The 22,834-nt window shown below is 49.3% G+C and carries 20 protein-coding genes; 9 read left to right on the top strand and 11 right to left on the bottom strand.

Going from position 1 to position 22,834, the window contains the following annotated elements:
- Positions 1 to 3 precede the first annotated feature (3 nt).
- Complete coding sequence (locus H6570_15990) at positions 4 to 816, bottom strand: T9SS type A sorting domain-containing protein (protein MCB9320786.1); 813 nt, start codon at positions 814 to 816, stop codon at positions 4 to 6.
- Positions 813 to 1,358, bottom strand: coding sequence for an acyltransferase (locus H6570_15985; protein MCB9320785.1), 546 nt, complete (start codon positions 1,356 to 1,358; stop codon positions 813 to 815). The genes H6570_15990 and H6570_15985 overlap by 4 nt, the downstream gene beginning before the upstream one ends.
- A 151-nt stretch (positions 1,359 to 1,509) precedes the next feature.
- Here H6570_15985 and H6570_15980 point away from each other — a divergent pair, with 151 nt between their 5' ends.
- The 6 genes from H6570_15980 to H6570_15955 all read left to right on the top strand — a co-directional run bounded on the left by H6570_15980 (position 1,510) and on the right by H6570_15955 (position 6,701).
- Entirely contained in the window at positions 1,510 to 2,457 is a 948-nt protein-coding gene (locus H6570_15980; protein ID MCB9320784.1) for a transporter, read from the top strand.
- A gap of 108 nt (positions 2,458 to 2,565) precedes the next feature.
- On the top strand, positions 2,566 to 3,078 hold the full coding sequence (locus H6570_15975) for a sigma-70 family RNA polymerase sigma factor (protein MCB9320783.1): 513 nt from the start codon (positions 2,566 to 2,568) through the stop codon (positions 3,076 to 3,078).
- A 2-nt stretch (positions 3,079 to 3,080) separates the two neighbouring features.
- Positions 3,081 to 3,563 carry a hypothetical protein gene (locus tag H6570_15970; protein MCB9320782.1) on the top strand — a complete coding sequence of 161 codons (483 nt, stop codon included), beginning with the start codon at positions 3,081 to 3,083 and terminating at the stop codon, positions 3,561 to 3,563.
- A 13-nt stretch (positions 3,564 to 3,576) separates the two neighbouring features.
- Positions 3,577 to 3,999 carry a hypothetical protein gene (locus tag H6570_15965; protein ID MCB9320781.1) on the top strand — a complete coding sequence of 141 codons (423 nt, stop codon included), beginning with the start codon at positions 3,577 to 3,579 and terminating at the stop codon, positions 3,997 to 3,999.
- Between the two features lie 105 nt (positions 4,000 to 4,104).
- On the top strand, positions 4,105 to 5,001 hold the full coding sequence (locus tag H6570_15960; GenBank protein MCB9320780.1) for an EamA family transporter: 897 nt from the start codon (positions 4,105 to 4,107) through the stop codon (positions 4,999 to 5,001).
- Positions 5,002 to 5,288: 287 nt separating this feature from the next.
- A complete protein-coding gene (locus H6570_15955) occupies positions 5,289 to 6,701 on the top strand; it encodes a tetratricopeptide repeat protein (protein ID MCB9320779.1) in 1,413 nt (470 codons plus the stop codon).
- 127 nt (positions 6,702 to 6,828) lie between these two features.
- On the opposite strand, the gene H6570_15950 is transcribed toward H6570_15955, so the two are convergent.
- From H6570_15950 to H6570_15920, 7 genes are read right to left on the bottom strand one after another with little or no spacing between them, the layout of a single operon-like run.
- On the bottom strand, positions 6,829 to 7,587 hold the full coding sequence (locus tag H6570_15950) for an ROK family protein (protein ID MCB9320778.1): 759 nt from the start codon (positions 7,585 to 7,587) through the stop codon (positions 6,829 to 6,831).
- The gene (locus H6570_15945; GenBank protein ID MCB9320777.1) at positions 7,584 to 8,480 is read right to left on the bottom strand and encodes a peptidylprolyl isomerase; all 897 of its coding nucleotides are present in this window, start codon (positions 8,478 to 8,480) and stop codon (positions 7,584 to 7,586) included. Before H6570_15945 ends, H6570_15950 begins: the two co-directional genes overlap by 4 nt.
- Positions 8,480 to 9,136, bottom strand: coding sequence for a peptidylprolyl isomerase (locus H6570_15940; GenBank protein ID MCB9320776.1), 657 nt, complete (start codon positions 9,134 to 9,136; stop codon positions 8,480 to 8,482). Before H6570_15940 ends, H6570_15945 begins: the two co-directional genes overlap by 1 nt.
- A gap of 7 nt (positions 9,137 to 9,143) precedes the next feature.
- On the bottom strand, positions 9,144 to 9,497 hold the full coding sequence (locus H6570_15935) for a hypothetical protein (protein MCB9320775.1): 354 nt from the start codon (positions 9,495 to 9,497) through the stop codon (positions 9,144 to 9,146).
- Positions 9,498 to 9,520: 23 nt separating this feature from the next.
- Positions 9,521 to 10,735 (bottom strand): ABC transporter permease, encoded by a 1,215-nt coding sequence (locus H6570_15930; protein ID MCB9320774.1) that lies wholly within the window; start codon positions 10,733 to 10,735, stop codon positions 9,521 to 9,523.
- A gap of 48 nt (positions 10,736 to 10,783) precedes the next feature.
- Entirely contained in the window at positions 10,784 to 13,678 is a 2,895-nt protein-coding gene (locus H6570_15925; protein ID MCB9320773.1) for a serine hydrolase, read from the bottom strand.
- A 10-nt stretch (positions 13,679 to 13,688) separates the two neighbouring features.
- Positions 13,689 to 15,620, bottom strand: a complete 1,932-nt coding sequence (locus H6570_15920) for a tetratricopeptide repeat protein (protein MCB9320772.1) — start codon at positions 15,618 to 15,620, stop codon at positions 13,689 to 13,691.
- A gap of 81 nt (positions 15,621 to 15,701) precedes the next feature.
- Here H6570_15920 and H6570_15915 point away from each other — a divergent pair, with 81 nt between their 5' ends.
- From H6570_15915 to H6570_15905, 3 genes are read left to right on the top strand one after another with little or no spacing between them, the layout of a single operon-like run.
- Entirely contained in the window at positions 15,702 to 17,456 is a 1,755-nt protein-coding gene (locus tag H6570_15915; protein ID MCB9320771.1) for an amidohydrolase family protein, read from the top strand.
- A gap of 10 nt (positions 17,457 to 17,466) precedes the next feature.
- The gene (locus H6570_15910; GenBank protein ID MCB9320770.1) at positions 17,467 to 18,819 is read left to right on the top strand and encodes an amidohydrolase family protein; all 1,353 of its coding nucleotides are present in this window, start codon (positions 17,467 to 17,469) and stop codon (positions 18,817 to 18,819) included.
- Positions 18,820 to 18,830: 11 nt separating this feature from the next.
- Complete coding sequence (locus tag H6570_15905) at positions 18,831 to 20,147, top strand: amidohydrolase family protein (protein MCB9320769.1); 1,317 nt, start codon at positions 18,831 to 18,833, stop codon at positions 20,145 to 20,147.
- Positions 20,148 to 20,462: 315 nt separating this feature from the next.
- On the opposite strand, the gene H6570_15900 is transcribed toward H6570_15905, so the two are convergent.
- The gene (locus tag H6570_15900; protein MCB9320768.1) at positions 20,463 to 22,103 is read right to left on the bottom strand and encodes a hypothetical protein; all 1,641 of its coding nucleotides are present in this window, start codon (positions 22,101 to 22,103) and stop codon (positions 20,463 to 20,465) included.
- The gene (locus H6570_15895) at positions 22,100 to 22,660 is read right to left on the bottom strand and encodes an RNA polymerase sigma factor (GenBank protein MCB9320767.1); all 561 of its coding nucleotides are present in this window, start codon (positions 22,658 to 22,660) and stop codon (positions 22,100 to 22,102) included. The genes H6570_15900 and H6570_15895 overlap by 4 nt, the downstream gene beginning before the upstream one ends.
- Between the last annotated feature and the right edge of the window lie 174 nt (positions 22,661 to 22,834).

Raw genomic sequence — 22,834 nt, 5'->3', positions numbered from 1 at the left:
CTTTTAGAGTTTGAGGATCTTTTGAGTTGCCAGCGCACCGTGCATGGATATCCGGATCCAGTATACCCCCGAAGGAATTTCACCCAGATCGAGGGGATTGTTCCAAATGCCCCTGCGAAGCACGCGGCCGGATTGATCATAGAGCAGGAATGCTCCTGCTGTGGGGCCTTTGGTGTACAAATATCGCTGTACCGGGTTGGGATAAAATTGGAGGTTCGCTTCAGTCACAGAACGGATGGCCGAAGTGGCATCCTCGCTGATGCTGAGATGGCTGGATGCTGCGCCGTCCCCGGAATCACTACCGCTCAGATTGGCACCGACCCCTGCGGTATAAAAAGTCACCCCGCCGGTCCCGGCGGAAGGCGCGGTCCAATCGGTCACGAAAATGCTGCTGGCGCTGAGACCTTTGTGCTCGGCATAGGTGTGCATGGTCCGGGTAGAAGAAGCGATCCGTACATTGTCCGCCGGATGGATCCAGGCACCGGCATCGGTCAGTGAAGTGTCGATGATGCTTACCATCTGAAAACCATAGGCTACCGGTACGCCCAGCTTACGCTCGATCTCCACCGTAATCCGGTAGGTACTATCCGGGCGATAGGTTGTTCTGATATTTCCGAACGTATCGGTAACTGCGATGGACAGTGTGACCTGCAGGGCACTGCTGTTGTGACAGGTCTGGCAGGTTGCCGTTTCCCCTGGTGCGCCCGTATTACCGGAATTGGCGTCGAATGCACGGCCTTGTGAATTGCCCAGGTAAAGTAATACCAGCAGGATCAAAAAAGCTGCCCCTTGCCAGCGTTTGGGTGTAAAACTCATAGGATGCTCTTTTCAGGCACAAAACCTTTAATACCTTTAAAATGATTGTATATGAACGCTAAATCTTTTTCTGCATTATCACCGGGCCAGAAAGGCTCGGAAAATTGCATTTCTTTCCGGATCGCATCTATGCGCACCATCACGATGGGTACTCCGGCTCCTCTGGCAATATAATAGAATCCGGTCTTAAATTTATCGACCTGCTCACGGGTTCCTTCCGGTGCCACAGCGAGTGAAAAATGGTCGTTTTTATTGAATACATCTATGATCGCCTGTACCATATTGTTGTGCTGACTACGATCGACCGGGTGGCCTCCCAGCCAGTAGAAAATGAACCCAAACGGCGGTTTGAACAAGCTGTCCTTGCCGATAAAATTGGACCGGATGCCACGCTCGGAGCGTACCAGCACGCCTAGAAAGAAGTCTTTATAGGATGTGTGCGGAGCTACCGCATAAATAACTTTTTTTAATGCACGTGTATCGTACCCCGATGACTTCCATCCCCACCATTTTAAAATCACCCCGCTTAACTTCTGAAACATGATCTTGTCCGTGCTTTAAAGTTTGGCTAATTTAACCCAAATCTTGCATTAGAACAGTTGCATGAATTCCGAATAACTCTTGAATTGACACACCAATCCGAACAACCCTAACCTACAAGCAAATTGAATTGATCCATCTAAACGCAATCACATGTCCATCAGGATGAAAAGATCCATTTTAGTCCGCTCTGAAAACCGGGATGACTTTGGTTTCAGCAGCAAGGTAACCGGAGACAAACACCGGCTGATCAATAAGGATGGCTCATTCAACATCCGGCGTAAGGGTAAAAAGACCCGTGATGTATACCACTGGCTTGTTCACATGAAGTGGGGTAGATTTCTTATCCTGGCTTTTACCATGTTCGTTTTTATCAATCTGGTACTTGCTCTGGCCTTTCTATGGATCGGGATCGATCAGATCCAGGGTACGCATCCCGGGACGTTCATGAACAATCTTCGTCAGGCATTCTTTTTCAGTATACAGACCTTTACGACAGTTGGATATGGTGTGCTGAGCCCGGAAGGCATCGGAGCCAACTGGCTGGCAGCCTTGTCCGGATTTCTCGGTCTGTTCAGCTTCTCCATCTTCACCGGTCTGTCGTTTGTCCGGTTTTCAAGACCACAGACACGGATACGCTTTAGCCGGAATATGCTGGTCAACTACGAGGAGGAAGTGCCCCGGCTGTTATTCCGCATGGTCAATCTGCGCCGTAATAAATTATTTAATGTGGAAGCGAACATGATCATTTCCTGGATTGCCCAGGAAGCAGGTGAACAAGCCAAAAGGCGATTTGCAGCACTGGACCTTGTCCGGGACCGGGTGATCATGTTTCCGGCAAATTGGACGCTGGTGCATTACATTGATGAAAACAGCCCCTTATTCGCAAAGTCCAGGGAACAATTGATAGCCAGTCATGCCGAGATCATGATCACCACGCGTGCATTCGATGAAACGTATGCCCAGGAAGTTCATTCCAATTATTCCTACACGGCCGATGAGCTGGTCTGGGGTGCCCAGTTTGAATTGATGTACGAGCCGACTTCCGAGGGAACCATCCTGAATATTGACCGCATCGATGCCTTCGTACAGCCAGGATAAACTTTTTAATTAAAACTACATCGTGCCATTAAACCTTCCATTGCAAAGTATGTCTAACCCTAAAATAAGGATCTGTTGACGACCCTGAGTGACGACCAAATTATTACAATGATCTGCCATGACGGGCAAATCGAACGAGGGTTCCGGGGACTGGTCCAGAAATATCAGGAGCGGATCTATTACCAGATACGGCGGATCGTTCCTGATCACGACGATGCCAATGATGTGACACAGAATACGTTTATGAAAGTTTACCGCGCTATACATCAGTTTGAAGGTAAAAGTTCGCTGTATACCTGGATGTACCGGATAGCAACAAACGAGGCGCTGACTTTTCAAAAGCGTAAACAGCCAACATTGGATGTAGATGCAGCGGTCGGGGTCGCCCAGATGGCCACTCACGGCACATATTACGACGGCGAGTCCATCGACCGGCAGTTGAAGGCTGCCATCGACACCTTGCCGGAGAAGCAAAAAATGGTTTTCTGTATGCGGTATTACGATGAAATGCCTTATCAGGAAATGGCCACTACATTAGGCACTTCCGAGGGAGCCCTGAAGGCATCTTATCATCACGCCGTGAAAAAGATTGAATCCTTTATCAAACAAGCGAGCCTGTAGCCATGACAAAGTATAAATCCGACATCATTAAGGAACTGGAACAGATTAGCCCACTGCTGGCCGATCTGAAAAAGAGGCAGGCTGATCAGCACCCGGAGGTGCCGGCCGGTTATTTCTCAGGTCTGGAACAGGATATCCTGCAGCGCGTGGCTTCAGCATCCGGTCCAAAGCATTCAACACGTATCCTTCACCTTGTTCGTAGAAGATGGGTGCAAATCGCCGCCGCAGTCATCCTGGTGACCGGTGCCGCCTGGTGGTCGCTGCGCCCATCCAATACACCTGTTAACCCATTAGCCGCGGAGGTGCCACCACCGGACATCATCCTCCATTATCTGGAACAGGAAATCGGCGCCCTGGATGAAGAGGACTTTGCTCAGGTGCTGGATAATGATGATGTACAGGAACTGAATACACCGGATATACCTGTGGATGATATCCGGAATTATCTGGAAAACGAAGCGATAAATATTGAAGATATTCTCTAAAACTACTTCTGATATGAAACAATTAAGATGGATCTTTCTGGGTTCCATGATGCTGATGACTACAATACTGGCAGCACAGAAGGCTGCGGCGGGGGATCGAATCGACTCTTACCGTATTGCTTTTTTTACGGAGAAGTTGCAACTCACCCCCGAGGAATCTCAAGTCTTCTGGCCGATATACAACCGGTACCGCGACGCCACCCGTCAATTGCGTATGCCGGTCCGAAAACAGGATCTGGCGTTAATCTCTGACACCGAAGCTGAGCAGATGATCGAAGAATGGTTTGACAATGACGCCAAGGAGCTGGAATTGAAGCGCAAACTCTATGCAGACCTGAAAAAGAGTATTCCTGCTCGAAAAGCAGCGATGGTATTTGTGGTCGAACGGGACTTTAATGCCAAGCTGCTCCAGGCTGTGCGGAACCGCAACGATTGAATTTAGAATTTGTCCTATTTGAAGGTTTAGTAGGAGGCCGTCCCTTTTCTGGACGGCCTTTTTTATTGGTTCCCATTTTTTTCCCGTAGTACCTTTGCGGCCAGTATGAACCAACAGACGCATTTTAAGGCTCATCTGGCTCTCATCGCGGTAGCGATCATTTACGGAGGTAATTTTATCGTCGCCAGGGATGTGATGACCCGCGAGTTCCTGCATCCGTTCGTTTTCATTCTCCTGCGGGTTGCTTTTGCCGCACTTCTCTTCTGGATAACGGATCTGATGTGGGTGCCACAACGCATGCCGAGACACCGGATACCCTATCTGCTGCTCGTTTCCCTTTTTGGAGTTGGTATCAATCAACTTTGTTTTTTTGCCGGACTCAAAGCGACCACTCCGATCAATGCCAGCATCGTCATGACCTCCTCACCCATTATTGTTCTGCTAACATCTGTCCTTATGCGGCGGGAGCATCTGACCCCTTTGAAAATAGCCGGTATGGTGATCGGCGCTGCCGGCGCCATCCTCCTGATCACCCGTGGCAGCTGGAATATCCGCTTCGAATCCTGGGGAGACCTGCTGATCCTGATCAATGCCACCAGTTACGGCATCTATCTGGTACTGGTCAAAGAAATGATGCACCGGTACCCGGCCGTGACAGTTATCAAATGGGTGTTTACCCTGGGCCTCATCTGGGTCATCCCATTCGGCATGGCATACCTTCCGGAAACGGATTGGGCTTCAATCCCGGTGGACGCCTGGCTGGGGATAGCCTACGTTCTGTTGGGTACCACCTATCTAGCCTACCTGCTTAATGGCTATGCGTTAAAATTTGTGCCTTCCTCCACGGTTGGAATATACATCTACCTGCAGCCATTTATAGCCGCTATTCTGGCCACCGGACTGGGTATCGAAAAACTTACCGGTTATAAATTAGTAGCCGGAGCCCTCATTTTCGCCGGTGTATTCCTGGTAAGCATCCTGAGAATACCTGAAAAAAGTTAAATTCTGCCAATTACGTGTTAATTTAGACTTTAACACTCCTGAACTGATTTCAATTAGGAAAATAAGTACATGTGTTATGCTGTGGGGTAGAGTGAATTAGAAATGGTAAGTATTACAAATCAAATAAATTAAATGTATATCTATTTATATGTCAAGCTATTAATTGAGATTAGAAAAAGTGATAATACCTTTTTTAGCTGACAAAAACATCGCCGGACGCGTACTCTTTTTGAAATGTTATTGTGTATATTTACCCTCGCTTTATATTTATAATCCCTAAAGCAGTAATGGAACAACGAACTAAACTCAACGAAGCCATCATCGAATTGGTCCACCAGTTCGAGTCCAATGATCCCCGTGGAGAGATAAGGTTTCTGGGTGAAGAACGTATACTTGATATCATCAGCTATTACGAGCAGGATGAGCAATGGGAGAAAGCCATGGAAGTGGTTGAGATCGCCATAGGAAAGCACAAATATCAAGTAGAGTTTTACCTGGCAAAAGGACGGTTGTTGTTAAGGATGGGAGACCTCGAGGAAGCTAACCAAATCCTGAGGAAAGCCGAATCATTGGCACCTACAGAAATTGAAATTGTCATTCTTCGCTCCCTGATCCTGTGTGAACAGGAACAGTACGAAGACGCGTTACAACAACTGCAAGACTACAAAGTGATCGCTGACAGTCCGCAACACACCCGTTTGCTGATCTGTGAAGCGTATGTTTATGAGCACATGAAAGATTTTGACTTCATGTTCTTCACTTTGAAAGAAGCCTTAGCTCAGGACCCAAGGAATATCGAGGCGTTGGAAAAAATGTGGGTCAGTGTAGAGCTGTCCAAGCGCTACGAAGAAAGTCTTGTTTTTCACCGGCAGTTGATCGACATCGATCCCTATTCCCAGCACGCCTGGTATAATCTGGGTCATGCCTACACCTGCCTGGGTGAATATCCGGAGGCGATCAATGCATTGGAATATGCTTTCCTGATCGATGACCGTTTTGAAATAGCTTACCGCGACTGTGTGGAACTGTACATTCAGATCCAGGAGTACCACAAAGCCATCTCGCTCTTTCACGAGATCATCAGCAAATTTGGCGTAGAGGTAGAAACCCTGGTACAACTCAGTGAATGTCATATCCATCTGAAACAGTATCATAAAGCCAAGAAGATCCTCATGAAGGCCGCCAAAATGGATCCTTTCAATGACGAGATCTTCTACTTTCTTGGATTGTGTTTTATCAATGAAGAAAAGTGGCATTATGCACTGAATGCACTGTCCCGGGCTACGGATATCGAAGACAGCCGGGAAGAATACCAGGTGCAACTGGCCTTCTGCTACTGGAAAACCGGTAACCTGAGAAAAGCTTCCAAGCACTTCAAGGAAGCCATTCGCATCACGCCCGAGGATACCTCCAATTGGGTTGAATACCTGGATTTCCTGGTACACACCAATCAACTGGAGAACGCCATGAAGACCCTGAATAAAGCAGAAAACTTCACCGTGGATACGGACCTCACCTACATCCGGGGCGCCATACATCTATTGACAGGCGATCGCAAGGAAGGTATTCATCTGTTGGAATCTGCCTTACAGGAAGATGTGACCAACCATGAAGTTGTCTTTCGTTTTAATGACGAACTACGGCACGACAAGGAAGTAAGCAGTATGTTCCGCTACTACCTGGAGGAACATAAGAAATAAACCGAACCAACTGTTAAGAAAAAATTTGTGACAGGAAGTGGAGATCCCGCTTCCTGTTTTTTTTGTCTGAAGTTCGGGTAAGTAACGGTCTTGTCCGGCAAGGTTCAGGCGTGCAAATCCGCTGGAACTAGATGCTGGCAGGAATTTTACTGGCTGCATACATGGCGGCCCCGATGATTCCGGCATCATTCCGTAGCAAGGCATCTGTGATAGGTACCGATACCTTGATATGGGTCTTCCACTGTTCGAATTTTTTACTGATGCCCCCGCCCAGTATGAATAAATCCGGAGACAGCAACAGATTCAGATGATTGAGATAAATGGTGAATTGCCGACCCCATTCCAGCCAGCTCATCTTCTTCTCCTTACGGGCGCGATTGGAGGCATAGTGTTCAAAAACACTCTTTTTATACAACAAATGGCCAAATTCGGTATTGGGAATCAGGACGCCATCACGGAACAATGCAGATCCGAGACCTGTACCGATCGTGATCATCAGTACCGTGCCCATCACGCCACGTCCCCTGCCGTGAGCAATCTCTGCCATCCCCGCCACATCAGCATCATTAGCCACGTAAGTAGGGAGCCCCAGAGTTTCGTGAAAGAGCTCACGTAAGTTAACGCCGATGAAGTCATTATCCAGGTTTGCGGAGGTCTTGGCAACCCCATGCTGGATCACACCCGGAAACCCAAATCCTATCGGGCCGGTCCAGCCAAACTTATCAACGAGCTCTGCCACCACTTTAGCGACATCTTTAGGCTTGCCGGATGACGGAGTATCCAGTTTATACCTTGCAGCTGTCAGCTCTCCTTTCATGATATCGACCGGGGCACCTTTGATGCCGGTAGCTCCGATGTCGATACCCAGGATTTCAGCATGTTTCATTTGATCACGCGAATTTTCATCGCCACGTCTTCCATCGGACGGTCGCGGCTATCGGTGCGTACCGTTGCGATAGAGTCAATGACATTAAGGCCGTCAATGACCTGGCCAAATACCGTATATCCCTGATCCAGGAATGGTGTGCCTCCGATGGTCATGTATTCTTCCTTCTGTTCAGGGGTGTATTGGATCCCATTGCGTGCTTCTGTGAGTTGGAGATTACTCTCGCTGACCGGCTTGCCCTGGACGATGTAAAACTGGGAGCCGGAGGATTTCTTCTCCGGATTTACCTGGTCACCCTGCCTGGCGGCTGCCAGTGCACCTTTGACGTGGATGTATTTGGGATTGAACTCTGCAGGCACCTGATAACCAGGACCGCCCATACCAAGAGCTTTTCCGGATGGTGCGTCACGGGATTCCGGGTCTCCGCCCTGGATCATGAAACCATCGATAACCCGGTGAAACAACAATCCGTCAAAATATCCTTCCTCGGTAAGTTTGAGAAAGTTATCGCGGTGCTGGGGCGTCTCATCATAAAGTTCTACCAGCATATTTCCAAAGCGGGTCTCGATCTCAACCAGGCATTTGTCCGGTGGGCTGATCTGTATTCTTTTTTCCATTATGCGTTTTTTCTTTCCTTTTGCAGCCGTCAACCGAACGACATAATTACCGGAATGGATGTACCGGTTTACGGGGTCGGCCACTGTCGAATGATTCCCGTCGCCGAAATCCCATTCGTAAGTCTCCGCCTTCTCCGATTGATTATCAAAATGTACGGTGTCCGGCGCCTGACGGGACGTCTCCTGATAGGTAAACCGTGCGATCGGACGACCACAGGATAACAGGCCAAATCCGATGATCGCAATAAATGCTGCGTATTTCGTCATGGTCTGCATCAATTCAAGATACGAATCTTCATAGTAATGTTTTCAGTCGGCCGGTTATTTTGGTCGGTGGCCACGGCCGCTATGGAATCAATAATATCCAGTCCTTCCGTAATGGCGCCAAACACTGTATAATCATTGTCCAGAGGCGGATAACCACCAACTTCCATATAGCGTTTACGCTGTTCAGGCGTATAGGTGATTCCCTTCTGCTGGGCCATCTGATCCAAAAATCCTTCTTCAAATTTCTGCCCCTGAACGATGTAAAACTGGGAGCCGGAAGATTTCTTTTCCGGATTTACCTGATCACCCTGCCTTGCCGCAGCCAACGCTCCTTTGAAGTGTGGTAGCCCGATCTCAGCATCGATGACATATCCGGGACCACCGTCACCCAACATTTGGCCAGGCTGTGCGGTGGATGAATTCGGATCACCTCCCTGGATCATAAATCCCTGAATAACCCGGTGGAACAACAGTCCATCATAATATCCTTGTTTGGCAAGCTTAATGAAGTTAGCCTGATGTTTCGGTGTTTCCTTGTAGAGGACACCCTTCATCGTTCCGTATGGGGTTTCAATTTCGAAAGGCACATCTTTGCCTCCGGATTGACAATGGGTAAAGCTCATCACGATCAGAGCTCCAAAAAATAAACGAATCAACGCTCTCATATTCTGATTATTCTTCTTCAAAAATGTCTGCAAAATAGCTGATAACCTTTTCCTTGAGATACGCAGCCTGTTCAGCTACTCCCTGATAAGGAAGTTGTTTGGTTCGCACCCAATGTGGCCACCCTTCCGTATCGAGCCCGTCAAAGGTATAATATCCGTCGGTGCTGAGCAACCTGCATACTGCAATATGCATCAAATCCTGTTTCTCTTCTTTGGTGAATTTGGTCCTGAGCTGACCAAGTTCCTGAATTCCAATTAGGAACAACAACGCATTGAGATCAGGAAGTTCATTCTTTTTAAAACGGTCCTTCACAAAATGCCGGAGCCGCAACCATCTAAAATCCAATTCCCAATCTTCCATCAGTGAAAATTTCGGCAAATATATCACTCTTCGCGAAGATAGGCTCCTACCTTATCCGCCCGTAGAGCCGGAAGAATAGAGGCCAGCCCCACCACCACCATTACGATCACTGTCGTGGCTATGAAATCAATAGCCATGATCTTAATGGGATAGGCATCAACGATAAATCCCTCTCCCATGGACAGCAACTTGTAGCGAATCTGCAGGCCATAGATGATGAGTGCCAGAATGAATCCTACAAGCAACCCGATACCACCAAGCAGGAACCCGAGGTATAAAAAGATATCGCGTATCAGCCGGCTGGGAGCTCCCATCGCCTTCAACTGGGCTATATCCTGTTTCTTATCCAGCACGATCATCCATAAGGCACCGATCAAATTGACCACTACCAGCAACATGGCCAGGGAAAGAATGGCAAATGCAACCCATTTCTCAATATTCATGAGCCGGAGAAATGATGACTGCTGTTCCAGTTTATTCTGTACCCGGAAACGTCCTCCCAGCAATGTCTCGATCCGGATTTGGGTTTCCTGAGGGTTCACCCGGGGATCCAGTCGTATTTCCAGGGATGATACCTCCTGGTTAAAACCCAATAATCCACGAACCAGTGGCAAAGGAGCGATGACGAGCTCTTTGTCGTAATCCTGCTGTAATGAAAATATCCCGGACGGATAAATGAACTTGGTCTCAAAGGAGCGGTCCAGCGATGATCGCGTTTTGCGGGGCATGTACACCGTGATGGGATTGAATGCGTCCTGGATATTGGCACCGATAGCTGATTCCATCCCGGATCCGAGAATGGCATAATTGCCCATGGTGTCGTTCAGTCGGTCCACGCCCTGGATCAGTACCGAGTCAATGAGCGTCACATGGTGATAGAAGGTATCCACACCTTTGAGCATGCCGGCATCGGAAGCTTTTTTATATTCAAACAAGGCGGTTTCCTCCAATGTTTCCGAAACATAGAGGACGCCATCCATTGATCGTATGGTAGCCAGCGTGTCCGGATCCGGAACAAATATTTTGCCGTTGACCGGAGTTACCTTGAGGTCCGGGTTGAATGAATTGAACAATTGGTATATAAGTCCCTGAAATCCATTAAAAACGCTGAGGATAAGAATCAGAGCACAGGTGCCGACCGTAATGCCGATCATCGATATCCCGGTTATCAGGTTGATCGCTTGGGTCGTCCTTTTCCCGACCAGGTACCTCTTGGCAATATGGAAAGCCAGATTCATGGCACTAAACTAATCAATTACCGATCAGTGGATAGCCCTTTGAAGTACTTAATGATCAATGGCCCCATAGATGACTTCATGGATGCGCTCGCGGTAATTTTCTCGGTTGAGCAGGTTGACGTTTGAGTTGGGGTAGGTCCGGTTGGAAAGGAAAACAAAGATGAGGTTCAACTCCGGGTCTGCCCACACGCAGGTGCCGGTAAAGCCTGTATGGCCAAACGTAGCATAGCTGGCCTTGGATGCCATGTTTGCGGGTTTGTGGATATCCAGCTCTTTCATGTCAAATCCGATGCCGCGCCGAGAGGATCCGGTAAATCTGGTGGTAAAACGCTTGATGGTTTCCTCCTTTAAATATTTTTTACCCCCGTAGGTGCCTCCATTGAGCAACATCTGCATTATTGAGGCCAGATCTTCCGCATTGGTAAATAATCCGGCATGACCACTGACGCCACCCAGCATTGCAGCTCCCAGATCCTGGACATAGCCCTGGACCATTTGATTGCGGAAATAGTGGTCTTCTTCGGTCGGAACGATCTGCTTCTTCAGGAATACCCGGTAAGGATTGAAAGCGGTGTGCCGTAATCCCATCGGATGATAAAACAAAGAATCAACAAACTTGTCCAGAGGCACCTGGGAAGTTCGCTGGACGACTTTTGCCATCAGATAAAACCCCAGATCGGAATAGCGGTAGTTCTTAGTGGATCTCAGGTCCGAATCGTAAATCTTTTGCCAGATGGAATCTTCATAACTTTCTTTCATGTACAGGTCCTGAGCTACCGGCACGCTATATACGCGTGAAGCAGTGTTCCGGTAAAATTGTGGATCCGGTTTGGCCGATTTCTTGCTTCCAATGGTCGTCTGCCGGTAAAATGGGATCCAGCCGATCAGTCCGCTATGGTGAGCCATAACTTCTTCGATCTTCATGTCCGATTTATTCGTTTCCTTCAGCTCGGGCAGCGCCTCTGCCAGCGTTTCATTAAGGTGAATTTCTCCCAGTTCATAGAGTTTCATGACAGCCATAGTGGTCGCTGCCACTTTGGTAATGGAGGCTACGTCATAAAGATCTGTAAGCTGGACATTAGGGCCCTGGTCATAGGTGTGTTTGCCAAAGGCTTTTTCGTAAATGATCTTGTTATCCTTGGCGATCAGGACCTGACAGCCGGGTGCGGCGTGCTGACGTATCAGGTGGGATACCAGTGCATCAACCATACGCAGGGAGTCGGAACACATGCCGACCCGTTCAGGCAGGGCATAACCCAGCCGCTCCAGGCTTGCCGTTTCGATACCCGTACTGTAGGGAAACGATTTTCCGGCTGTGACCGGCAATCTGCCTTTGAATGGCAGCGCACCGAACAGGGCCTGAGCAGTCACATCCTGTGCGATGGGATCGTCTTCGTAAGCGCAAATCAGATTGGGTATCCTGGTGAAATATTCGAGGCTGTAAGGATTGCCAAAGACGGTCAGGATGACCGGGTATTTGGTCCGTACCTGCTCGATAAATGAAAGAGCCTCATCTGAAATTCCGAATTGATCTTTCTTGTATTTACTCATCCCGACCAGGCTGATGATCACCAGGTCCTTGCCCTCCAAGCCTTTCATGAACTCAGCAGATTTACTCCCTATGAGGTCAAAATCTGCCTGGAAATGGGTGGAGATCACATAATCTTCTACTCTTTTCTGAAAGGGTGTCCGGGTATTGCTGCCGATCGCAACGGTGGCTACCTGCAGGTCGGCGATATCCTGAACCGGGATACGTTGCTGGGCATTGCTGACCAGCGTAATGGCATTTTCATACAACCGTTGCTTCAGAGCCAGTGCCTGATTGTTGTTGATATCTTCATCGATGTTTTTAAGATCTATGGGCTTGTATTCCGTCATACCCAACTGGTATTTGGCTTCCAGCAGGTGTTTGACACGTGCTTCTATCATGGCCCAGGTTATCTTGCCGCTGGCCAAGGCGTCCCGGAACGCCTGCATGGCTTCTTCCATGTTTTCCGGTAAAACGAGCATATCATCGCCGGCCAGGAAGGCTTCTACGGCTACTTCACCCGGTTGGTAGTATTTGGTGACTCCCTTCATCTCCAGGGCATCGGTAAATACCAGTCCCTTGAAATGCAATTTGTCCTTTAATAACCCGGTTATAGCTGCATGGGATAACGTGGTCGGTACGTTTGGTCGCGGGTCAATGGCAGGAACGGACAAATGGGCAACCATCACACCGCCGACACCATGCTGGATCAGTGATTTGAACGGATACAGTTCAATACTGTCCAGGTGCTGCATAGAATGCCGGATGACCGGCAGGTCCTGGTGCGAATCCACATCCGTATCACCATGTCCTGGAAAATGTTTGGCACATGCCAGCATGCCTGCATCCTGCATACCTTTCATGTACATGTATCCTTTCGTAGCTACGTTATAACGGTCTTCCCCGAAGGACCGGTCATTGATCACCGGGTTGGCAGCATTGTTATTGACATCCACCACCGGGGCAAAGTTGACCTGGGCACCGATGCGCAACATCTCTTTGGCAATTTCCTTACCCATGTCGTAGATGAGCCAGTTTTCCTGGATCGCCCCTAGAGTAAGCTGATGCGGAAAACTGATGGCTTTTTCCTTGAAACGCATACCCAGGCCCCATTCGGCATCCATACTGATGAACATCGGCACCTTGGACATACCCTGGTATTGATTGGTGAGGGCTGCCTGTTTCGGAGCATCGCCCTGGAAAAAGCAAAGGCCACCAACCTGATATTTGCGGATCTGGTCTTCGACTGATTTGACATGATCCGGACCCAAATTGGAATGTGCGCGGATCATAAACAACTGACCCAGCCGCTCGGTCTCACTCATCTGGGCATACCTGGCATTTACCCATTGCTCCATAGCGGCATCCTGCCCGAAGAGCAAAACGGATAGGAACATAAAGATCCCGGTAAGCATCTTGGTTTTCCTATTCCATATCATAGCGTTTCTTTATTTCTGGATTTTTTTCGATTGCTTTTTGAATGTATTGATTTCCTACTTCGGTTTGGCCGGCATTTAACAGGGCTGTCCCGTAATTAAACATCGCTTCCGTGTCTTCTGGTTTTTCTTCCAGCGCTTTTTGGAAATAAATAACAGCTTCGTTTGTCTTACCAGATAGGCCATAGGCTACTCCCAGTAGACGCAACGTCTCATAGTCTTTTGGTTTTAACGTGTAAGCTTGTTGAAGATACGAAAGGGCTTTTGGGATGTCGTTGGCTTTTTCACCAAAATATTTTCCTCCCTCCCGGAACGCCAGCTGAAGATTGTCCTCTGCTTCCCGGTATCCGGGGCTGATTGCCAGTGCTTTTTGATAGCTGGCAATGGCATCTTCATAGCGTGCGAGGTAAAAATAAGTATTTCCCAATAATAACAAAGCATTGCGATAGGTAGGATGGATTTCCAGCGCTTTCTGTAACAATGGAATGGCCTGATTGAGCATCTCGTTGCGCCTGGTCTCGTCAGTCAGTTTTGCTGCCTGGACACTCAATTCTCCACCCAATGCATTGTTTAGTTTGGCGCTGTTGGACGAAACCGCTATATCGGTTTTAAAGAGGGTGAAATTATCTTTCCAGGCCGTATTGCGAACCACGGTCTTCATGCTGAAGGCCAGTACCAGCAGGCCAAAAAAGACCCAGGGCATACGGGAACTGCTCTCTGCTATCCAGACAGCCCAATAATAGCCGGCGATGAGCAATAGTCCCAGGCCAGGCATGAATAAAAATCGCTCGGACATATTGGTACCGATCGGAATAACCAGATTGCTGACGATGGAGAAGGTAACTAAATAGTAGGCGAGGCCAAAACTGACCACTTTTTGCCTTTTCCAAAAATAGATCGTTCCTGCGGCCATGGCCAGGTATAGCAGCCATCCGGCTAGTGCAGCCGGTGATGTCATGGTATGGATGGCAATCTGGCGGGGATAATAATCATGGGTCAGCGGATGTGGAAATACCATTAACCTCAGGTATTGCAACCAGGTCACTCCGGTTGTACCCAGACTTTCCGAGAGGCTCATCGGTACATAGCCGGACCCGTTCCACTTCAGAAATGGATTGTTCATGAGTTCCATCACCGGCTGCCCGTCTCCGGATTCAAGCACCGATTGCCGTATGATCAGATACAAAGCTGCTGCTGCAAGCCAGGGCCAGGAAAACCGGATGCTGTTCATCAAGCGCTGGTTGCCTAATAACAGGTACGCCAGAGGAACGACAACCACCCAGGTAATGGCATTTTCCTTCGCCAGCATGCCTAGTAAAAAGACCAGCCCGGCAAAGAGGACATTCCGATGCCCGGGTATCTGCTTAAAGGCCAGGTATAGGGCGAATAGGCATCCCAGGAGTGCCAGGATCTCATCCATACCCTTGATATTGGCTACCGCTTCGGTATGCACCGGATGGGCGGCAAACAGAATGGCGGTGATCCAGGCGGCTGGATAGCGGATGCGCGGCTGGACCGTTGGTGCCAATAGGCGTTCCATTGCCAGGTAAACCATCAGGCAGAGCAGACCATACAGTAATAGGTTCAGAGCATGCCCGGAACCCGGCGACCGGCCAAATAATTGCCATTCGATGGCAAACAGGATCAGCGAAAGCGGACGGTAGCGACCTCCGGAAACCAATTGGGATTTCCCTGCCTCCTTGAAAAAGCCATAAAACGTGTCATGACCCAGGATTCCTCCGATGCCTTTGAATCCCGACGTTGTGTACTGGTTTTCATAAATGACAATGGCATCGTCCAGGGTATAATCGTAAGTTAACGTCTGCAGGTAGAGTGCCACTCCAAAAAGAAAGATTGACCACTTAGCCCATCCGGATAAAAACCAGGGATGTACAGGTTTTACTTTAACTTTTGCGGTCATAGGCTAAAATAGATCCGTTCTAAACTTGCAATCTTTGAAAATATAGTATTTTCCGACCTCATTAAAATCCTGGATAAAATTATGAAAAAGTGGATTATCGGGATTTACTGCTTGGCACTGAACCTGATGGTGCAGGCTCAGGCAGACGATCTCCAACCCTTAAACCGCGTTTATGCGGTTACGCATGCCTTCATCGTACCGAAACCGGGCATGCTTTTGAAAGACGCGACGATAATCGTACGCGACGGCGTCATCGAAGCGGTAGGTAACCAAGTTACCATACCCGTGGACGCCCAGATCATTGATGCGGACTCCATGTATATTTATGCCGGTTTTATCGACGCCCTGAGCGATGCTGGTATTAAAAAGCAGGAAGAAGAACAGGGCGGTCGCGGTCGCGGACGTACCGCTTCGCCACCGGATAATAGTCCGTTGACGAATACGAAATCCGGTGTAACACCGGAGATCACTGTGGCCAGTCAACTGGATCCCTCCTCCGCCGATCTTGCCAACATGCGCAAACTGGGCTTTACGACCCTGAATATCGTACCGGAAGGACGTATGATCCCTGGCATGAGTGCAGCCGTAGAACTACAAGGCACCCAGGCCAATGAAATGGTCCTGAAAGCAAACAGCGGATTGTACACGCAATTCCGTGGCGCAGAGAACCGGCGTTACCCGGGTACAACCATTGCCGTGATGTCCAAATGGCGCGACTTTTACAAGAATGCAGAAACCGCCATGCATCACGAGACCATGTATGCCGAAGACCCTACTGGCTTGCCCCGGCCAAGTTATGATGCAGCAACCAAGGCCATGTACCCGGTCATCAAAAAAGAAGTGCCGGTCATCTTCGAAACACCCGACGTCTTATCGATGTACCGGGCTATGGACGTACAGAAAGACCTCGGATTCAACATTGTATTGGCTGATGTCAAAGAAGGATATCTCTTTACCGATGTCATCAAATCGAGTCAGGTACCGTTGATACTGTCCCTGGACCTCCCCAAGAAAATGGATGACGAAAAGAAGAGCGACGAAAAGAAAGATCGCGGCGGAATGGAAAAGGGCGGAGATAAGAAGGAAAAGCCGTCGATGGAGAAAACGGACAAACCCGATGATCCGGAGACCGCTATGCTGAAAGCAAAGCAAAAAGCAGAAGTCGAAAAACGGGAGAAACAAGCAGCCACTCTGATCCAGGCTGGCATCCCATTTAGCTTTGGCTCCAAAGGTGCACGTAACTCTGAGATCAAAGCCAATCTGAACCGGATGATCAAAGCCGGTCTCACCGAAGAACAAGCACTGGCTTCTTTGACCACGGAACCGGCAAAACTGCTGAAGCTGGATCGTCAGCTCGGCACCCTTGAGAAAGGCAAAATTGCCAATCTGCTGGTGAGCACCGGGCCTTACTTTGATGAAAAATCCGAAGTGCGCTACGTTTTTGTGGATGGCGCCAAATTCGAATTTGAATCGAAACCAAAACCAAAGCCGGGAAGCAATGACGCCTCAGCTCAAAAGAATGCATTGGGTACCTGGGAGTACACCATCGATGTTCCGAATCAATCGGTTGAGGGTAAAATGACCTTCTCGATGGACGGGCGCGACATCAAAGGGGAAATCTCCAATTCTTCCGCCGGTGATGGTACACAGCCGCTCAACAATGTAACGGTAGCGGGTACGGTCATGACTTTTGATATGGATTACAACATGGGAGGAAACAGCATGAACCTGCAATACGAACTGAACCTAGATGGAGACAGCCTGGACGGTCAGGTGATGGTCGGCTCCTACGGGACCTTCAAGGTGAAGGGAAAACGCATTAGCAAACCAAACTAAACAAAGATTCATGAAACAGATATATGCTTTGATTTTCCTTCTTACGGCCAGCATCACCCTCTCGTGGAGCCAGACTGCAAAAGGAAGTCTCCTGATAAAAAATGGAACGGTACTGACGGTAACGAAAGGTACTCTACTCAACTCCGATGTGCTCATCGTCGATGGCATCATCAAAAAAATCGGTAAAAACATCTCCGCACCGAAAGGGGTGGAAGTCATCGATGCAACCGGCCTTTACGTCATGCCGGGGATCATTGACGCCCATTCACACATCGGCATCGATGTCGTCAACGAAGCGACAAATCCGGTAACCGCTGATGTCTGGGTAGGTGATGCACTCGATCCGATGGACGTATCCATTTACCGCGCTCTGGCCGGTGGAACCACCACCTCACATGCCATGCACGGATCAGCGAACGTGATCGGCGGTCAGTGCGAAACCATCAAACACCGGTTTGGCAGCACCAATCCCAACGATCTGCGTATGGATGGAGCCCCCCGGACCATCAAATTCGCCCTGGGAGAAAACCCGATGCGTGTGCACGGTGAAGGCAATGGCATCATCCCACGTACCCGGATGGGTGTCGAGGAGGTGATTCGCCGTGCTTTCTCGGAAGCCCAGGCCTACCAGGCGAAATGGGATGCTTACAATAAGGATAAAATGAAAAACCCGCGGGCACTGGCCCCGGAATACAACCGTCGCCTGGAAACCCTGGCAGACATCCTCAGCGGAAAAGTCATGATCCATTGTCATTCCTACCGGGCGGATGAAATCCTCATGCTGATGAATGTCTGCAAAGATTTCGGCGTGAAGAAAATTTGCTTCCAGCACGTGAATGAGGGCTTCAAAGTAGCTCCCGAGCTGGCTAATTTTGGCGCCTATGCTTCGGTATTTGCCGACTGGTGGGCATACAAATTTGAAGTTTATTATTCCACCGCATACAATGCCGCTATCCTGACCCGTAACGGCGTCGTCACTTCCATCAATTCCGACTCTCCGGACCTGATCCGCCACCTTTATCATGAGGCAGCGAAGACCCAGCACTACGGTGGCCTGAGTGATGATGAAGCTCTTGCCTTGATCACCATCAACCCGGCGAAACAGCTTGGTGTCGACGATCGCATTGGCAGCCTCGAAGAAGGCAAAGAAGGTGATGTGGCGATCTTCCGCAATCATCCACTGTCAGTCTACGCGGTTCCGGTACGTACCATCATCGATGGTGTCGTCTATTTTGACATCGACAAGGATCCTAGCGATATCCGTGTTTCGATCGATCCGGACAACCTGCCAACTTTCTCGCAGTATACCGAAGAAGACCGTTGCATGGATGGTGTATTTGAGTACCTATTTGAAAACCGTTAATTCCAGACAGCATGAAACTTAAAAACAGCATATCGATTGGATTGTTACTGGCAGCATGCTTATTGCAGGGTACGGTCCAGGCGCAATTGATGTCCAAGGCCGTGAAGGGCACCTTTGCTTTAACCCACGCCACCATACACACCATTACCAAAGGGGACATTCAGGATGGCACGGTGATCATCCAGGATGGGAAGATCCAGGCCGTGGGCACCGGCATTGCAACACCTGCCGGCGCTCAGGTTATCGACTGTACCGGCAAGCAGATCTATCCCGGTATGATCGACGCCGGCACTCACCTGGGATTGTCCGAAGTTAGTTCTGTATCGCTCACCGAGGACTACAATGAAATCGGTGATCTGATCCCAGAAATGCAGGCCTTGACGGCTGTCAACCCGAACTCAGCGGCAATTCCTGTCACCCGGGTCAACGGAGTAACCACGGTGCTGACCATGCCCTCGGGCGGGCGATTCCCCGGCACAGCGGCACTGATCGATCTCAACGGATATACCCCGGACCAGATGTATGCCGGTTTTAAAGTGGTTGTACTGAACTGGCCTTCCTCCGGAGGTTTTGGCCGATTTGACCGTCGCAGCCCGGAAGAGCTGAAAAAGGCTGAAGAAAAGGCCCTGAAAGATCTGAATGGATACTGGGACCAGGCAAAAGAATTCGCCATGCTTGATGCTGCCGCTAAAAAGAGCGGCCAGCCGAGGAAGACCGATTACAATCCCGCCATGGAAGCACTCATGCCGGTCGTGAACGGTGATGCTCCGGTACTGATCGAGGTGAACAAGGACAAAGATATCCTTTCAGCTCTGCGCTGGATCAAGCAGAAAAAGGTCAAAGCCATCCTGGGTGGTGTATCGGAAGGCTGGAGGGTAGCAGACAGCATTGCCGCTGCCGGGGTTCCGGTACTGGTAGGGCCTGTCATCGACTTGCCTACCCGTCAATCCGACCGCTACGATGCGCCTTATGCCAACCCGGGCAAGCTGAAGGCTGCTGGCGTCAAAATCGCCATCCGCACCATGCAGACTGAGAATGTGCGAAACCTGCCATACCATGCCGGCTTTGCCGCCGCCTATGGCCTGGGTAAAGAGGAGGCACTCAAAGCAGTAACTATCTATCCTGCTGAGATCTTCGGTGTCGCCGACCAGCTCGGTTCCATCGAAAAAGGCAAGCGTGCCGATCTGATCGTCACCGATGGCGATCCATTCGAGACTAAAACCAACATCGAAAAGGTCTTTATTCAGGGATGGGAAGTACCGATCGACAGCCGTCACATCCAACTCTACAACGAGTTTCTGGACCGGCAACCCGGCTTGAAAAAATAATCGGTTGAATAATCAACCTTGAAAGGCGGGATGTTTACATTCCGCCTTTTTTGTTTCCCCGGGTTACTGACGTGGGGTTATGGAGAAGACCCCCATGCCAGTCCCCGGGCTAAAGCCACGGGGTTATAGGGTGTTATGCCTTTGGATGCGACCCTACCTTTTACCCCCATGCTCCGTGCCCTATGCTCCATGCTAGTCCCCAGGCTGAAGCCTCAGGGTTATTGGGAGTTTTGCCTCTGATACTTCTGATACCTTTTTTACCTTTTACCCCCATGCTAGTCCCCGGGCTGAAGCCACGGGGTTATTGGGAGTTTTTCAAAAATCCATCCTCGCTCCGAGTTTCGAGGAGATTGTCTTAAAGCGGTCTTTTTCATTGATAACGGAAGGAGTCAGCATCGGCTGCTGGAAGGCTGTCTCAACGAAGAGCCGATGACGATCTGTGAGCAGGTATTCCATACCGGCGCCAACGTGGATATTAAAGTAGGCATCCTTTTTCTGTTTATCCAGCAGGCTGGTCTGCATTTGCTGGATGTCCCGGTTGATGGTATTGCGGGAATTACGTCCGGCGGCATCATTCGGATCAGGCACCCGAAAAGCGGTGATGGGAGGCGCCGAATAATAGTAGGTGGCGTTTGCTACGATATTCAGGTCTACTCCAAAACTGGCATAGTACTGAAACCGGCCTTCATCTTTAAGCTTGTAGTTTACATTGAGTGGCAGTTTGATGACATCCCAATCAATCAGGTAATAGTCAAAGTCTTCAATGCCGATGGTCGGTGTTCCCACTTTAACCTGTGTATTCGGGTCATTCTGAATGTTGTTATACTGAACACCGGTTTCGAGTTCTACTTTACCGTAATCGAAGACAATGCTTATCCCTGCGCCATGGCCCAGATTCGTTACTTCTTTTTCATTGAAGTTGACCTTGTCATTGAGTTTAAAGGCAGAAAGGAGGGCATGGTTGATGTCCATGGTCCCGAACATGCTTATCCTTTTAGGTACCCGCTGTTTGCGCTCATTTTCATAGGCCGACAGGTGTATGGCGTTTTCTGAAGATTGCGCATAGTTATTGAGTGTGGGTTCACGGAGCGCAGCAAAGCTGGCCATGGGGTCGCGAGGACGGGCATCGGCCACCCGGGCATCAGGAGCAGGGTTTTCGATGGGCAAAAGTTGCTCTTCCGTGGGTAAAATCTTGGTTCCGTCCAGCAGTGTCCGTGGCCGGTTCAGGTCAGGTGACTCGGCTTCTACCACTGTATTAAAATCATGTGTGGTCACCCGGGGCTGAGATGCTTCCAGGGAAGGTGTCGCTGGGGATACCCGGTTGCCGGTAGGCCATATCTCCGGTACTGGGGCGTTGACTATACCTTCTGTACCGGTTAATGCATCCTGACCTGCATCTGCTAATTCCTGTCCGGTAGCTGCTGCATCTCTCAAGGTCTGAATCTCATTATTCTGCTCCTGGATCATCGGCGATGAGACCACCGGTATTTCCGCATCCCGGGTCTGGAATAAATCCTGGTATACCGGCCAATAGCGGTAGGAGGTAAAGAGGAACAACACCAGTGCTGCCACTTCCATGGCTTTGGTCAGATACAGACGACGGATGTAATAGCGGCGGGCGATGAGTTTTTCTTCCAGCCTGGACCAGGTCTCCGGAACATAAGGCACTTCAAAATTGCGTAGTGAAGACTGGATATGCTGATCCAGCTCCTCGGCATAGTGATCATGCAGCGATGCGTCCAACTGGTGGGAGAACTGTTCCCAATGTGCCGGTTGAAAAGGCGCCTCATAGTGTGTCAGCTTACTCTGGATCAATGCATCAAACGCATCCTCCGGATCTGAATCTACCTCACGGGCAACGCGCTCGGAAAAAAGATCCCAGTCTGCCGGCTTTGATGCCTTACCATAATCCTGTAAAGCGTTTTTTATAATCTTGTCGAACGATTGGTCACTCATAAAGGTGGCTGCTTATATTCACTCAACAATTCTTTCAGTTTTATCCTTGCCTTGACCAGGTTAGATCGACTGGTACTTTCGGTAATGTTCAGGATATCCGCAATTTCTTTATGCGAGTACCCCTCTATGACATACAAATTAAATACCGAACGGTACGCAGGTGTCAACATCTGGATACAGGCAATGATATCCTCTGCTGCACAAAGACTCAATGCATTCGGATCGTAAGACTGAACCCCAAAAGCATTATCCAGATCTTCGGTCCTTCTGCGCGTCTGTTTGCGGTAATAGTCGATCGAAGTATTGACCATGATCCGGCGCATCCAGGCTTGCAATGAAGTCCCTGGTTTGTAATCGCCGATGCTGCGGAATATTTTGATGAATGCGTCGTGCAGGATGTCCAATGCTTCATCTTCGTTGTTGGCATAGCGAAGACAGACACCCATCATGGTGCCATAGTGATCTTCATACAATTTCTGCTGAGCCCATCTTTCTTTGTCGGCGCAGGCTTTGATGAAGTCTTCCTCTTCGTATTTCAGATCGATCGAAACATCCATCTCATTTCAAATATAGCCCGAATTACCAAATATTCATGGCAGATACTTTCCGGTCAGGCGTGTACTATTAAACGCCCGGAAGCGCTATTTAGCTGCTTACCGGGCAATACTGCTAACCGACTGCCCCATGGAATCTTCTTACCGGACTGGTGCCCGATACATCATCAGCCGTAA

The organism is Lewinellaceae bacterium (genome assembly GCA_020636135.1).
Taxonomy (GTDB): Bacteria; Bacteroidota; Bacteroidia; order Chitinophagales; family Saprospiraceae; genus JAGQXC01.
Note: the sequence above shows the minus strand (reverse complement) of the source record. Positions and strands in the feature narration are given on the sequence as shown.

What these genes read in the sequence shown, in the direction of transcription:
- H6570_15990 (MCB9320786.1), bottom strand. Translation starts at nt 816, where the DNA reads ATGAGTTTTACACCCAAACGCTGGCAAGGGGCAGCTTTTTTGATCCTG.
- H6570_15985 (MCB9320785.1), bottom strand. Translation starts at nt 1,358, where the DNA reads ATGTTTCAGAAGTTAAGCGGGGTGATTTTAAAATGGTGGGGATGGAAG.
- H6570_15980 (MCB9320784.1), top strand. Translation starts at nt 1,510, where the DNA reads ATGTCCATCAGGATGAAAAGATCCATTTTAGTCCGCTCTGAAAACCGG.
- H6570_15975 (MCB9320783.1), top strand. Translation starts at nt 2,566, where the DNA reads ATGATCTGCCATGACGGGCAAATCGAACGAGGGTTCCGGGGACTGGTC.
- H6570_15970 (MCB9320782.1), top strand. Translation starts at nt 3,081, where the DNA reads ATGACAAAGTATAAATCCGACATCATTAAGGAACTGGAACAGATTAGC.
- H6570_15965 (MCB9320781.1), top strand. Translation starts at nt 3,577, where the DNA reads ATGAAACAATTAAGATGGATCTTTCTGGGTTCCATGATGCTGATGACT.
- H6570_15960 (MCB9320780.1), top strand. Translation starts at nt 4,105, where the DNA reads ATGAACCAACAGACGCATTTTAAGGCTCATCTGGCTCTCATCGCGGTA.
- H6570_15955 (MCB9320779.1), top strand. Translation starts at nt 5,289, where the DNA reads ATGGAACAACGAACTAAACTCAACGAAGCCATCATCGAATTGGTCCAC.
- H6570_15950 (MCB9320778.1), bottom strand. Translation starts at nt 7,587, where the DNA reads ATGAAACATGCTGAAATCCTGGGTATCGACATCGGAGCTACCGGCATC.
- H6570_15945 (MCB9320777.1), bottom strand. Translation starts at nt 8,480, where the DNA reads ATGCAGACCATGACGAAATACGCAGCATTTATTGCGATCATCGGATTT.
- H6570_15940 (MCB9320776.1), bottom strand. Translation starts at nt 9,136, where the DNA reads ATGAGAGCGTTGATTCGTTTATTTTTTGGAGCTCTGATCGTGATGAGC.
- H6570_15935 (MCB9320775.1), bottom strand. Translation starts at nt 9,497, where the DNA reads ATGGAAGATTGGGAATTGGATTTTAGATGGTTGCGGCTCCGGCATTTT.
- H6570_15930 (MCB9320774.1), bottom strand. Translation starts at nt 10,735, where the DNA reads ATGAATCTGGCTTTCCATATTGCCAAGAGGTACCTGGTCGGGAAAAGG.
- H6570_15925 (MCB9320773.1), bottom strand. Translation starts at nt 13,678, where the DNA reads ATGCTTACCGGGATCTTTATGTTCCTATCCGTTTTGCTCTTCGGGCAG.
- H6570_15920 (MCB9320772.1), bottom strand. Translation starts at nt 15,620, where the DNA reads ATGACCGCAAAAGTTAAAGTAAAACCTGTACATCCCTGGTTTTTATCC.
- H6570_15915 (MCB9320771.1), top strand. Translation starts at nt 15,702, where the DNA reads ATGAAAAAGTGGATTATCGGGATTTACTGCTTGGCACTGAACCTGATG.
- H6570_15910 (MCB9320770.1), top strand. Translation starts at nt 17,467, where the DNA reads ATGAAACAGATATATGCTTTGATTTTCCTTCTTACGGCCAGCATCACC.
- H6570_15905 (MCB9320769.1), top strand. Translation starts at nt 18,831, where the DNA reads ATGAAACTTAAAAACAGCATATCGATTGGATTGTTACTGGCAGCATGC.
- H6570_15900 (MCB9320768.1), bottom strand. Translation starts at nt 22,103, where the DNA reads ATGAGTGACCAATCGTTCGACAAGATTATAAAAAACGCTTTACAGGAT.
- H6570_15895 (MCB9320767.1), bottom strand. Translation starts at nt 22,660, where the DNA reads ATGGATGTTTCGATCGATCTGAAATACGAAGAGGAAGACTTCATCAAA.